Source organism: Ardenticatenales bacterium, from assembly GCA_020634515.1.
GTDB lineage: Bacteria > Chloroflexota > Anaerolineae > Promineifilales > Promineifilaceae > JAGVTM01.
Genome location: JACKBL010000002.1, coordinates 499,778 through 512,187, shown reverse-complemented (window position 1 = coordinate 512,187; position 12,410 = coordinate 499,778). Strand labels below are relative to the sequence as shown.

At 59.5% G+C, this 12,410-nt stretch carries 13 protein-coding genes and 1 pseudogene; 12 read left to right on the top strand and 2 right to left on the bottom strand.

All coding sequences use genetic code 11. From position 1 onward, the window contains the following. Positions 1-38 precede the first annotated feature (38 nt). The 9 genes from H6650_06640 to H6650_06600 all read left to right on the top strand — a co-directional run bounded on the left by H6650_06640 (position 39) and on the right by H6650_06600 (position 9,674). Positions 39-1,265 (top strand): spherulation-specific family 4 protein, encoded by a 1,227-nt coding sequence (locus H6650_06640; GenBank protein MCB8951677.1) that lies wholly within the window; start codon positions 39-41, stop codon positions 1,263-1,265. A gap of 36 nt (positions 1,266-1,301) precedes the next feature. Beyond that, the gene (locus H6650_06635) at positions 1,302-2,621 is read left to right on the top strand and encodes a hypothetical protein (GenBank protein ID MCB8951676.1); all 1,320 of its coding nucleotides are present in this window, start codon (positions 1,302-1,304) and stop codon (positions 2,619-2,621) included. A 36-nt stretch (positions 2,622-2,657) separates the two neighbouring features. After that, positions 2,658-3,305, top strand: a complete 648-nt coding sequence (locus H6650_06630) for an NUDIX domain-containing protein (protein MCB8951675.1) — start codon at positions 2,658-2,660, stop codon at positions 3,303-3,305. A gap of 137 nt (positions 3,306-3,442) precedes the next feature. Next, on the top strand, positions 3,443-4,690 hold the full coding sequence (locus tag H6650_06625) for an AAA family ATPase (protein ID MCB8951674.1): 1,248 nt from the start codon (positions 3,443-3,445) through the stop codon (positions 4,688-4,690). Further along, entirely contained in the window at positions 4,690-5,304 is a 615-nt protein-coding gene (locus tag H6650_06620; GenBank protein ID MCB8951673.1) for a hypothetical protein, read from the top strand. Before H6650_06625 ends, H6650_06620 begins: the two co-directional genes overlap by 1 nt. Positions 5,305-5,369: 65 nt before the next feature. Then, complete coding sequence (locus H6650_06615; protein ID MCB8951672.1) at positions 5,370-6,101, top strand: hypothetical protein; 732 nt, start codon at positions 5,370-5,372, stop codon at positions 6,099-6,101. An 81-nt stretch (positions 6,102-6,182) separates the two neighbouring features. After that, positions 6,183-7,982, top strand: a complete 1,800-nt coding sequence (locus H6650_06610) for a GMC family oxidoreductase (protein ID MCB8951671.1) — start codon at positions 6,183-6,185, stop codon at positions 7,980-7,982. Positions 7,983-8,012: 30 nt separating this feature from the next. Then, positions 8,013-9,011: a hypothetical protein gene (locus H6650_06605; GenBank protein ID MCB8951670.1), complete on the top strand. Its 999-nt coding sequence runs from the start codon at positions 8,013-8,015 to the stop codon at positions 9,009-9,011. 6 nt (positions 9,012-9,017) lie between these two features. Continuing rightward, entirely contained in the window at positions 9,018-9,674 is a 657-nt protein-coding gene (locus H6650_06600; GenBank protein MCB8951669.1) for a pyridoxamine 5'-phosphate oxidase family protein, read from the top strand. On the opposite strand, the gene H6650_06595 is transcribed toward H6650_06600, so the two are convergent. Continuing rightward, positions 9,675-10,046 carry a DoxX family protein gene (locus tag H6650_06595; GenBank protein ID MCB8951668.1) on the bottom strand — a complete coding sequence of 124 codons (372 nt, stop codon included), beginning with the start codon at positions 10,044-10,046 and terminating at the stop codon, positions 9,675-9,677. Positions 10,047-10,281: 235 nt separating this feature from the next. On the opposite strand from H6650_06595, the gene H6650_06590 reads away from it, so the two are divergent. The 3 genes and pseudogenes from H6650_06590 (at position 10,282) to H6650_06580 (ending at position 11,822) form a co-directional block, all read left to right on the top strand. After that, positions 10,282-10,908, top strand: a complete 627-nt coding sequence (locus H6650_06590) for a TetR/AcrR family transcriptional regulator (protein ID MCB8951667.1) — start codon at positions 10,282-10,284, stop codon at positions 10,906-10,908. 21 nt (positions 10,909-10,929) lie between these two features. Further along, a pseudogene (locus H6650_06585) lies at positions 10,930-11,323 on the top strand (nucleotidyltransferase domain-containing protein). Positions 11,324-11,396: 73 nt separating this feature from the next. Further along, positions 11,397-11,822: a ferritin-like domain-containing protein gene (locus H6650_06580; GenBank protein MCB8951666.1), complete on the top strand. Its 426-nt coding sequence runs from the start codon at positions 11,397-11,399 to the stop codon at positions 11,820-11,822. A 148-nt stretch (positions 11,823-11,970) separates the two neighbouring features. On the opposite strand, the gene H6650_06575 is transcribed toward H6650_06580, so the two are convergent. Continuing rightward, the gene (locus tag H6650_06575) at positions 11,971-12,405 is read right to left on the bottom strand and encodes a hypothetical protein (GenBank protein ID MCB8951665.1); all 435 of its coding nucleotides are present in this window, start codon (positions 12,403-12,405) and stop codon (positions 11,971-11,973) included. Between the last annotated feature and the right edge of the window lie 5 nt (positions 12,406-12,410).

The following is a 12,410-nucleotide window of genomic DNA, read 5'->3' as shown; positions in this document are numbered from 1 at the left end:
TGGAAAATCGCCCTACATTTTGAAGGAGGAACACAATCATGAAAGGTAGCAAATTAACCGTCGGGCTGTTTGGCCTGGTATTACTCGCTGTACTGATTGCCGCACAGGTTCCACGATGGGCGCGGGGGGCGAGCGCGCCGGAAACGGCGGAAGGGGGCGATCCGTGGGTTCCGCTGGTCTATCGCCTCTCGCCGCCGGGCGTGGCCGTGGGCACAAACATGTACAGCGATGGCACAAACGTGGGCATTGCCACCACGGCCCCGGCTGCCCGCCTCGACGTCAACGGCACGGCCCGCATTGGCGGCCCGCTAAACATGAGCGGCCAACAGGTGAACGACGTTGCCGCCCCTGCGGCCCCCGGCGACGCGTCCAATCAGGCCTACGTCGCCAATCGTGTCGCCGAAACCACGGGCATCCTGATTCCCATGTATGTCTACCCGGCCAACATTTTCACGAATCCCGTCTACAACCAGCTAATCGCGCTGAAAAAGACATACCACGACGTGCCCGTGTACGCCATCCTCAATCCGGCGAATGGTCCGGGGGCGGTGGCGGACGGGAATTACACGGCGGCCATTGAGCGATTGCACGGTGCCGGCATTTTCATCCTCGGCTACGTTTCCACCGCCTACACCGCCCGTCCTTATGCCACCGTCACCGCCGACGTGGACGCCTGGCAGACGCTCTACCCCGACGTGGACGGCATCTTCTTCGACGAAATGACCAACGACAATAACCAGGGGCACGTCAACTACTACCAGGGTCTGAACAACTACGCGCACGCGGCGGGGCTGTATCCCACCGTGGGCAACCCGGGCGCGGGCACGCTGGAGATTTACTTCAGCAGCAACACGGCGGACGTGATCGTGATCCACGAAAACAGCAGTTGGCCTACGGAGGCGGACCTGAAAGGGGATTACGATGGCGGTTATGCGGACTACCACTACCGCCAGCGCGCGGGGCTGGTATACGCGCAAGGAATGGACACGGCCCAGTTCCAGGTGCTACGCCACTATCTGGGGCTGGTGTACGTGACGGATGATACACTGCCCAATCCGTGGGACACGCTCTCGCCCCACCTGGAGACGACGCTGCGTCTGCTCAGCGTGTCGGATAGCGCCGAGTTCGCCCAGGATGTGGTGGTGCATGGCGACCTGTCGGCGGCCGGTGGGATCATTTTGCAGGCAGCGGACGGGCCAAATTGCTTCCGGTTGGTGGTGGATAATGCCGGCACGCTCAACACCACCCCCGTCTCCTGCCCTTGAATAACACCCAAGTGAGCATCTGCAAAAACGGTAACTATGAGCGAAACAACATGGACTTTTGACCTGGACGGGCAACCCCACCGGGCAACCCTGCGCCACCGGCGACTGTCGGGACTGCGCGAAATTGAAGTGGACGGACAACGGCTGCTGCGCCAACGGACCCTTCTCAGCCGCGGCTGGCGGCACGAATTCGATCTGGACGGACACCACATGGACCTGGCGGGCATGGTGGTGGAAGGCAACCAGTATGAGTACTTCCTGCTGCGCGACGGTGAGCCGCTGCCATCGCAAGTGGAAGCGAAAGCGGGCGTGACGGCGGCGGACCTGAAGCAGTACACGGGCATGGGACACGCCCATTACTGGGAAAAACTCGCGCAAGCCACTAAACTCGACACCATCCCGCGCCACGGAACCCACTTCTGGTATCGTCATCGCCTGCTGGGGCGCGGCAACAACCGCCTCCTTTCCGTGCAGTTGGAGCAGCCCTTTGGCAGCAAAGTGTACGTGAGCATCAAGGCCCATTTTCCGCCGCGCGATGATTATGCCGGCATCAAGGAAAAACTACTGGCCGATGAACGACTCACGGCCATCATGGATGGCAAACCGGCGACCAACCGCGTCGGCGTCGCCCCCGCGCACATGGGCATCTTCCTACCCTACGAACCCCAGTTTGAGACCGCCGCCGACCTGGCGCAGCGCATCCGCGATTTTGCCGACCTCGTCGGCCATTACAGCCAGCCGCTTCCCGCCAACTGGTGCGCCGAATGCCAGAAAGCGCGCCCGGTTCGGCTCGCGGTGATGAACGATTTCCCCGTGCAGATGTGTGATGACTGTCTGGAGGAACGGCGGGCGTGGGGCGACGCGGTGCAGGCGGAAAACGCGGAAATTGACGGGCGCACTCGCCTCAGTCTGCTGGCGGGGCTGTTCGTGGCACTGTGGGGCGGGGTGCTGTGGGCGCTGATCACGGCGGCCTTCGCCGGGGATGAACGCTCGCTCTACCCGCTGCTGGCGGCGCTGATCGCCCCGCTGACGCTGGCGGTTGTGATTCGCGTGCTGTACACCATTAGCCGCAAGCCGGTGGCCTGGCTGTGGACGGCGGCGACGGGGTTTGTGCTGTTGGGGCTGGTGGTGGCGCAGGGGGCGGCGACCATCGGGCGGGATTATTGGACGGCGCGGGGGTTTAGCGATGCCGGCATTCAAAACCTCCCCGTCTTCCTCTTCCTGGCAATTCTCTTCACAATCTGGTATGGTTGGCGCGGCGGGCGCAACCAGAAAAAACACCTCGCGTCCCTCTTCTCGCCAGAAATCGAAGTCATCTCATCACCGCCGGTCAACGCACCATCGGCGTCTCGATAATCTGACCCCGGCGGACCATCGGGAACAGGCACGTTCATGAACCCTCCTATTTTGCGGGCCGTGGAGAAAGTAACCGCTTTCGTGACGCGGGGACGTGGGGCGACGGCGGAATTGCTGGTGTTTGCTCATCCAACTGCCGGCATTCAGCTTCCTGCCGGCACCGTCGAAGTCATGGAACGCCCCGACGCCGCCGTCTTGCGCGAGGTCCGGGAAGAAACCGGGCTGCAAAACGTGCAAATCGAAGCCCACCTGGGCGACCTGCGCCACGACCTGCCACCCGACCTGCGCTGGGTGTTGCGCGCCACCAAAATCTTCGCCACCCCCACCTCCGATGCCGATGGCGTCGGCTTTACACTCTTTCGCGGCTCCCTTGTGCGCCATGTCGCCGACCACGACTCCTTCGCCCACGTCATCCACGAAGAACACGACCTGAACCAGGACCCACCCGCCATACTTACCCACTTTGAAGGGTACGTGCGCCGCAGCCTGCTCACCCGCCGCGGCATCCGCTACTTCTACCACCTGGCCACCACGGGCGACACCGCCGCCGCCTGGAGCATCCAGGCAGATGGGCAGCTCTTCCGCTGTTTCTGGACACCCTTGCAGCCGAAGCCGGCGCTTGTGCCGGCACAACAAGCCTGGCTGGATGCCGCTTATGACGCATTGCAACGAAATTTGGTATAAATAATCTCCAAGTGCGATGCTCTGGTTTTAAACCAACTGAAGAGCATCATTCCATGGGAGTTATCTTCGTAGAATGTTAGGGTCGCTGTCTTTTCCAAGAAATCGCAGATGAACAGATATTTGCTAAAGGAAAGACTATGTTTCGTAAGGTAGAAGCAAGGCATTTCAAGTGTCTTAAACGCATCAGCGTTAAATTGGAAGCCTTCAATATCCTCATTGGTCCCAATGCCAGCGGCAAAAGTACATTGCTAGATATCTTTAGCTTCTTGCGAGACGCACTCAATAATGATGTCGATGCAGCAGTTCGTCTTCGGGCAACTTCTTTGCGCGAAATGGTTTGGCAGCACCAATCGGTTCAGCATGGTTTTGAGTTAGCGGTTGAAGCCGAAATTCCTCAAGAAATGCGGATAAATGGATACGACAGCGTACGCTACGAGGTAGAAGTTGGTTTAGATGATGATGGAAGCATTGTCGTTCGGACGGAGAATCTTTGGTTGATAACAACCACGCATGCCAAGTCCTTTGCCCAGAGGTCTTTGTTCCCAATAGATATGGAAGACACAAAGCCAATTGTGCATCCCCCACGCGCGAAAACACCGGGAGGATATCGCTTAATTGTACGCAAAGCTCTCGGGGGTAATGACTACTTCCGTTCAGAGACAACTGGCTGGAATATCACATTCCGCCTCTCACCCCGCCGTCTAGCATTATCTGGCGTACCAGAAGATCAAGATCGTTTCCCGATAGCACTCTGGTTCAAAGAATCACTTCTACAGCACATTCAGATTTTGCAATTGAATAGCGTCGTCATGCGCCAACCTTGCCCAGCCGACGCGCCACGCTCCTTTCAACCAGATGGTTCTAACGTCCCCCTGATGGTTGCCGAGCTAATTGCGGATAATCCAAAACGATTTGACTGGTGGCTGGGTCACTTGCAAACGGTTCTGGATGACCTGGAATCAATTCGCGTGGCTGAACGCGAAGAAGATCGCTCCCGTTATCTTGTCCTGACTTACCGGCATGGCCTGAAAGCACCTGCCTGGATGCTGTCTGATGGCACACTACGTCTGATTGCTTTGACTTTACTGGCCTACTTGCCGCCCCGAAACCATATCTTTTTGATTGAAGAACCTGAGAATGGGGTACATCCACGGGCGATGGAAGCCGTTTTCAAGTCACTTAGTTCGGTCTACCAGGGACAAATCTTCCTGGCTACACACTCCCCCTTGTTCATGGCCTTATCCCAGCCAGAAGACCTGTTGATTTTTGCGAAATTACCAAATGGCGCAACCGATATTGTGCGAGGAACGGAGCACCCCGCACTACGGGTATGGCAGTCAGAATTGCCTATAGAAACGCTATTTGCCGCGGGGGTGTTGAGTTAATGGACCGACTAGAATATGATGTGATTGTTCTCACAGCCGATAACGACATGGAATGGACTGTACGAACATTGCTGGAAATGCGAACTCGTGCTTTGGGGATTCGTCGCGTCAACTTTTCTTTACAACGTCACCCAAATCGAGACAACGGTGTATTCCATGACTCACCTGATTTCTTGCGCTTATACGTAAACCGCGCCCAGAATGCCCTGGTATTACTGGATCGAGAAGGGTCGGGGCAGGAGAGGCTTTCGGCTGTCGAAATTGAAGAAGACGTAGAGAGTCGTCTACAAAAGAATGGTTGGAAGGCCGAAAGGTCTGCTGTCGTTGTTCTTGATCCGGAACTAGAAGTATGGGTCTGGTCAGATTCGCCGCATGTCCCTCGCATACTGGGCCTGGAACCTGCCGAATTGGAATTGTTTTTGTCAACACAACCTCACGCCTTAACGGGAAAACCGCAAAAGCCCAAAGAAGCCTTACAACAGGTGCTTAGAATTAGCGGTCGCCCTTTTTCCGCTCGTATTTTTCAGGAACTCGCTCAGGCAGTCAGTCTACGGACTGACGAGCGGGCATTTAACAAGTTGCGGAACACGCTTCAAACCTGGTTCCCACCGTAAACTGCCAGATAAGCGCAGTTTCGGTTAATGACGTGGCGATCAACTATGTTCGGAGAGAGTCCAAGATGTCCAATTCTGTTCAACTTCCTTTGACCCGCCGCCAGTTCCTCACTTCGTTGGCTGCCATGGGGGCGTTGTATGCCGGCAATCTCACCACCCTCCCCCTCCTCTCCTCCCCCACCAGCCCACCCATCATCGACTGCGAAGCCGGCCCCACCGCCAACGGCTCCTTCCTCTTCGACCGCGACAACTGGAAGCGGCACGGCGTCGCCCACTTCATCAACGTCCTCTGGCCCGGCGACGACACCAGCCTCGCCTTCGCCGACGACGAATCCCCCTTCAGCGGACGTCTGCCCCAGGTCGCCCCCAACGACGACCCCTCCGACACCAGCGCCGGCGCCTACATGGCCTGCGCCATCACCCCCTTCTTCGATCCCTACTACACCTTTGAACCCCAGGGAGGCAACTTCGCCCTCGTCTCCGCGCTGGACTGGTGGAGCCGCCTGATGAACTGCGGCGCGGCCGATTTCTTCCAACAAGCCAGTTGGTCAGCCCAAATCCGCGTCGTCCGTGGTCTGGAAGAAGTGCAGGTCGGTCCCCTGGCGGAACTGTGGCAGGGCGCGTGGCTGCTGGCCCTGGCAACCGCCCTCGGCGCCGCCTACAACTACGCCATCACCAACGACATCGGCTGGCCCGGCCCGGCCAATCATTACTACCACGGCACGTCCGAAGGCAGCCACACCGCTTATCCCTGGATGCACCCCACACCCGCTACCGACGACGGCAACCTACCCTAAGTAGCCGTCCGAAAACGATTTCACACTTTATCAGACCGGCTACTGACAACTGACAACTAACAACGGACAACAGGACTTCCCATGACCCGATATGACGCAATTATCATTGGTTCAGGCTTTGGCGGGGCGGTGACGGCGGCAAAACTGGCGCAGGCAGGCGCAAAAGTGCTGCTGCTGGAACAAGGCCACCGCTGGCGCACGCCGCAAACGGCCAACGAGAAGATTGGCCGGGATGGCATAAACATTGTGAACAAGTGGAACGTCAACGATCTGGAGACAGGTTTTGCCATGTCGCCGGGCGACACGGACGAGTGGGGCAATCCCCATTACGTCCTGCAACAGAACACCGACCTCAAATACATTTTTTACCGTTTTCCGGGGAGCGATAATCGCAGCGGCGGGTTGTTTGAGGATTACGACAGCCAGTACAACCCGTTCGGCTCCACGTCCCGCTTTTTTGTGACCGTGGGGCGCGGGTATGGGGGCGGCTCGCTGGTGTACAGTATGATCCATTTGCGCGCGCCGAGCGAAACGTTCATGCCGGCGGAAAACGGCAACGTACTCTGGCCCACCGCCTATGATCGCACCGCGCTCGATCCGTACTACGACCGCATTGAGGGAATTTTCCCCGTGTGGCAGTTATCGTATGACAATGGCAGCGCGCGCCAGGTGTCCAAACGGTCGGCAGTGGTGGCGGATGCTTTCGCCCGTGCCGGCATTTCCTGCGACCCCATCCGCCTCAATTTGTGGGGCAACCGCTTCGCCCAGGGAGCCGAACCCTTCTTCACCAACCCCTTCGGCGTCCCCGTCCACCGCTGCACCGGCTGCGGCTTCTGCACCTTCGGCTGCATCTTCCAGGCCAAAGGCACCCTCCCCACCAACTACCTCGCCCTCGCCGAACAAACCGGCAACCTCACCGTGCGCACCGACGCCCAGGCCTGGGGCGTGCGCCCCACCTCCCTCGGCTACCTCGTCGAATGGCGCAACAAACGCACGGGAGCCACGCAATCCGACCTCGGCGGCGTAGCCGTCATCAGCGGCGGCGCCATTGGCAGCCCGGAACTGCTCCTGCGCAGCCAGATGATGGGCTACCTCCCCGACGTCAGCCCACACGCCGGCCACCATATCTCCGGCAACGGCGACGCCGCCTTCGGCCTCTTCTTCGACAACCTTCCCGCCGACTTCAAAGCGGAGCTGTTCAAAGGCTCCATCATGAACCTGGTCTCCTATCACCCCTGGCTCAACCCGCCCAACGGCATTCGCTTCATCCTCGAAGACGTGAGTACGCTGCCCGTAGGCGTGAGCAAGTTCCCCGTGCGGCGGCAGGAAGGCGGCATCGAACCACGCGCCCTGGATGCCTGCAACACCGATCCCAACCAGGGGGCGCAGCTTTATTGGGGCCGATATTTTAAGGCCTTCATTAAGGAACATTACGCCGAAGACGTGCTGGCGCTGGCTTCCATTGGCCTGGACGCCCCCGATGGGCGGGTGCAGGTGGACGCCAACGGCGAGGCGCACATCAGTTGGACCACCCCGCTCGTTGCCGGCAATCGCACCTTTGACCTCGTGCAGGCAGCGGCTAACCTGGTGGAACAGATCGCCGGCGCCAGCCCCTACGGCGGTGAACGACTACGCGCGCAAACGTGGGACGACCTGCGCCGCTACACCTCCGTCCACCCCGTCGGCGGCTGCCGCATGAGCGACAACGGCCCCACCGGCGCCAATGGCGGCGTCGTCGATGCCAATGGGCAAGTCTACAACTATCCTGGCCTCTACGTCATCGACGGCAGCGTCATGCCCGGCTCCGTCGGCGTCAACCCGTCGCACACCATCGCCGCCGTCGCCGAACGCATGTCGGACCAGCTTCTGGCGGCCATGTGAGACGCCCCCACCGCAGCAGCGGATAAGACCATGACGCTAATCGCCGAAGTAAACCAGACGAGATACACGCCCGGACAGGCAGCAGGCCATTACGAGAGCTTCTTCCAGCGCGGCAACCATCCCACGCGCCCGCTGGCTTTCTGGATTCGCTACACCATCTTCAGCCCCAAAAGTCGCCCACAAGAGGCGGTTGGCGAACTGTGGGCTATTTTTTTTGATGGCGAGCGCCGGCGGCACGCAGCCGTGAAGCAGGTTTGGCCGCTGGCGGCTTGCCAGTTTGCGCGGGACGCTTTTGCCGTGCGCGTGGGGGAGGCGACGTTGGGGATAGATGGTTTGCGGGGGCGTTGTGCCGGCATTTCTCACGAGATCGCCTGGGATTTGCGGTACGAAGGAGACCAGCCCCCCCTCTTCCTGCTGCCCCGCAACCTGTACGCGGGCGGCTTCCCCAAAGCCAAAAGCCTGGTAGGATTACCCCTGGCGCGCTTCAACGGTCACCTGACGGTAGACGGAGAAACCGTTTCCGTGGCCGACTGGCTGGGCAGCCAGAATCACAACTGGGGCAGCCAGCATACCGACCGGTACGCCTGGGGGCAGGTGGCCGGGTTTGACAATGCGCCGGAGAGCTTTCTGGAAGTGGCCACGGCGCGCCTGAAGTTTGGCCCCGTCTGGTCGCCGGCGTTTACGCCGCTGGTGCTGCGGCACAAGGAAAAGGAGTATGCGCTAACGGCCTTGTGGCAAAGCGTGCGCGCGCGGGGGGCATTCGACTATTTTCGCTGGTCATTTGCTTCGGAAACGTCGCAGGTGCGAATTGCCGGCACCATTTCCGCGCCACGGGAAGCATTCGTCGGCTTGCGCTACGGCAATCCCCCCGGAGGCAGCAAGCAGTGCCTCAACAGCAAAATTGCCGCCTGCTCGTTAACGCTGCGGCACAAGGCGGGCGGCGAGCAGGAGACATTAACGACACACCACCGCGCCGCGTTTGAAATCTTAACGGACGATACCACCCACGGGATCGCCATTCAAGTGTGAGGATTCATGACTGATTTTCCCCTTACTTCGCGCAATCGGGTTCGTCGTTTGCCGGCACGTGCCACCTACGACAAGGCCACCATCTACCCCATCATCGATGAAGCCCTCATCTGCCACGTTGGCCTGGCACTGGATGGACAGCCATTCGTCATCCCCACTATCCACGGGCGACAGGACGACACCCTCTTCCTGCATGGCGCGAAAGCCAGCCGCCTGTTGAAGGCTATCCAGGAGGGACACCCCATTTGCGCCACCTTCACCCTGGTCGATGGCCTGGTGCTGGCGCGCTCCGTTTTTCACTCCTCCATGAACTACCGCTCCGCCGTGGTATTTGGCGTGGGGCGGTTGCTGGAGACGCCGGAGGAGCAATGGCTGGCGCTGGAGGTCATCACCGAACACGTCGCGCCTGGACGCTGGCAGGAGGCGCGGCTGCCCACGACAAAAGAATTGCAGGCCACGAGCGTGGTCGCAATCGACATGGCCAGCGGTTCGGCCAAAATACGGACCGGGCCACCGGCGGATGACGAAGCGGACTACGCCCTGCCTATCTGGGCGGGCGTGCTGCCGCTGCGCGAAGAAACGCTATCCCCCATCCCCGACGAGCGGCTCCCAGAGAAAATTGGACTCCCCCCCTCCGTACGCGACTACAACCGCCGCGGGTGATCAGAACGGCGCAATCACAAAGCGACCATAAGCCACGAACGCCGCCAGCAACAACAGCACCACATTTGCGACGATAGCGGAATATTCGCCGCGACGAACGTGCGTGATGATGGCCCCAATCATGGTCAGAACAAGCCCCACCCCCGCTAATGGCGTCAAAATGGGCAGGATTTTCGTGATCGGGGGCAAAATCAACCCTACCGCCGCCAGCACTTCCAGGATGCCAATGACGCGAACTGTGCGCTCGGCGAAATCCTCGGCAAATGGCAGCCGCTCCCGTATCTTCTCAATGGGCTGCGTGGCCTTCATCCCGCCGGCCATCAGGAAGGCCACGGCCAACATGCCTTGTACGATCCATAAAGCTGTATTCATATTTCATTCCTCCGGTGAAAGTAGTGAGTAGTGGTCAGTGGATAGTTGGTGGCGCGTTGCCCCCATGGGGAACGCCTTCGACATAAACGCGCTGAGCGAGTTGGAAACTCATCCTGTTTTCTTTGACGACGGAGGCTTTGATTGGGCAACACGTGTTGGTTATAATAGAGGCAACGGGGCGGAAATTCAACCAGCAAGATTGATATTATGTCGCTTAACCAACAGATAGGGCAAAATGTCGCTAAATTCAGAGAGCATGGACCCACGCGCGCGGCGCACGCGCCGGCTTCTAACCCAGGCGTTTGTTGAACTACTCGAAGAGAAAACGCCCCAAGCCATCACGGTGCGCGACATCACGCAGCGAGCCAATGTCAACCGCGCCACTTTTTACGCCCACTTTGCGGACAAATACGCGCTTTATGAATACGTGTTCCGCGACTGGTTTCAAGCTGTGTTGCGGGCGCGTCTGCCACAGCCGGCTCCCTTTAATCAGGAAACCTTGCACCAGTTAATCCTGGCCGTTTTTGACTTTCTCGCGCAGCTTTACAAGCACACCTGTCGCGGCGGCATCTATCCGCCGCATCAACCTCGCATTGAAACACTGGTGCAGCAGCAGGTGTATGAGACCGTGTTTGCGTGGCTCGCGCCTGTCGTCCGCGCCAATGGGGGCACATCGCCGGAGGTCGCGGCGACGGCCATCAGTTGGGCCATCATTGGCGTGGGTCTGCAATTTGGGCGCGATGCCTCCGCCGAACAGGCGGAACACGTTGCGACGCAGGCGCTGTACCAGATTGCGCAGGGCGTGCCTGTATTGCAATTCGAGGCGCGATCCTCCATCAAAGAGACCTGGCGGCAATCATAGGGGCACATCCGTATATGGGAAATGATCATTCAGGCCATTTTAGCGGCCTATCCAGAAACGCAGGCCACCTATTTGTTCGGGTCCCACGCCACGGACAGCGCATGGCCGGATAGTGACGTGGACCTGGCCTTGCTGTTGCCACATGCGCAAGCCAAACAGGTCGACTCACTCGCGTTGAGCGACCTTCGTTTTGCTGTGGAAACGCATCTGGAACGGCCAGTGGATTTGGTCAATCTGCGGCGGGTGTCTACGGTGTTTCAAAAAGAGATCGTGATGACGCCGCATTTTCTGCGCGGATGCGTATGCGGCGGATGCGTTTGACATGCCGACGCTTTCTTTTTATCTGAAGCTGAATGAAGAACGTGCCGGCATTCTCGCGGAAGGTCTGCGCAGTGGGAGCTTTCACAACGCATGAGCGACGTCATCCTATCGAATGGTTAACATTCTGGCTCGTCCATCGAGACAAGCCACCTGTATGGAGAAAAAACATGGACAAACAAACGATGATCGCCCACTTGAACGAAGACCTGGCGGGTGAACTGAGCGCCATTATTCAGTACATCACCTACGCCGCGAAGGCCACCGGACCATTCCGCCCGCAGTTGGCGCAGTTCTTCCTTGCCGAAGTCGCCGACGAACAGCTTCACGCGCAGTTTTTGGCGAACAAGATCGTCGCGCTTGGGGGCGAACCGACAACAATGCCCCGCCCCGTGCCGGCAGCCGGCAACAACCGCGAGATGCTGCAAGCCATTTTGGCCGCGGAAAAGCAGGCGAGCAAAGATTACACGCGGCGGGCCACGGAAGCGGAAGCATTCGGCGACAAAGGGCTGATGGTGCAGCTTGAGGACATGGTGCGTGACGAGAGCGGTCACGCCGAGGAGACGGAGCGCATGTTGCGCGACTGGCCGTTGTAGGCGTCATCCCCGCCAACCACGGGCAACGCCCCCCAAAAAGCGCAGCGCGCTCGCTGTCAAGCAAGTGCGCCGCGCTTTATGTTTACTACACGAATTAACGCGATTTGGGGGAGTGGGAGCGCCGGCAGCCCACCGCGAGAGCATCAGGCTACCGGGCGAGCAGGGCCGCCCCCAGGTGAATGATGCCCAACAGGGCAAAGCCGGCCAGTACCAACCAATCACCCCGGCGGCGACCCAGGTAGAGTTGGCTGCCGGCACGTAGAAACCACCAGCCCGCCAGCCACAATGCCAGCCAACGCCCCCAGGGTGCGGCCAGCCAGCGGGAAGCGAGGAGGTCCATCACGCCAATGCTCACGAGGATGTAGCTGGCGGCGTGGTTCATCACCCAGGCGATGCCGTGGACGTCCTGGCGCAGCGTGCGGTAACGAATGGGGCCGAGGCGAAAAGGGCGCAGCGGCGCGCCTTCACGGGGAATCGCCTGCTCGAAATCCAGCAGCACGGGGAAGAAGAAGTGAGCCGTCCCCAACAGGAGGGAAAACAGGCCGCAAATAGCCAAAATGAGATGCCACAGCGGGAGCGTCAGTACGG

Excerpts from the sequence above, each read along its gene's own strand:
- H6650_06640 (MCB8951677.1), top strand. The coding sequence starts at position 39 with ATGAAAGGTAGCAAATTAACCGTCGGGCTGTTTGGCCTGGTATTACTC.
- H6650_06635 (MCB8951676.1), top strand. The coding sequence starts at position 1,302 with ATGAGCGAAACAACATGGACTTTTGACCTGGACGGGCAACCCCACCGG.
- H6650_06630 (MCB8951675.1), top strand. The coding sequence starts at position 2,658 with ATGAACCCTCCTATTTTGCGGGCCGTGGAGAAAGTAACCGCTTTCGTG.
- H6650_06625 (MCB8951674.1), top strand. The coding sequence starts at position 3,443 with ATGTTTCGTAAGGTAGAAGCAAGGCATTTCAAGTGTCTTAAACGCATC.
- H6650_06620 (MCB8951673.1), top strand. The coding sequence starts at position 4,690 with ATGGACCGACTAGAATATGATGTGATTGTTCTCACAGCCGATAACGAC.
- H6650_06615 (MCB8951672.1), top strand. The coding sequence starts at position 5,370 with ATGTCCAATTCTGTTCAACTTCCTTTGACCCGCCGCCAGTTCCTCACT.
- H6650_06610 (MCB8951671.1), top strand. The coding sequence starts at position 6,183 with ATGACCCGATATGACGCAATTATCATTGGTTCAGGCTTTGGCGGGGCG.
- H6650_06605 (MCB8951670.1), top strand. The coding sequence starts at position 8,013 with ATGACGCTAATCGCCGAAGTAAACCAGACGAGATACACGCCCGGACAG.
- H6650_06600 (MCB8951669.1), top strand. The coding sequence starts at position 9,018 with ATGACTGATTTTCCCCTTACTTCGCGCAATCGGGTTCGTCGTTTGCCG.
- H6650_06595 (MCB8951668.1), bottom strand. The coding sequence starts at position 10,046 with ATGAATACAGCTTTATGGATCGTACAAGGCATGTTGGCCGTGGCCTTC.
- H6650_06590 (MCB8951667.1), top strand. The coding sequence starts at position 10,282 with ATGTCGCTAAATTCAGAGAGCATGGACCCACGCGCGCGGCGCACGCGC.
- H6650_06580 (MCB8951666.1), top strand. The coding sequence starts at position 11,397 with ATGGACAAACAAACGATGATCGCCCACTTGAACGAAGACCTGGCGGGT.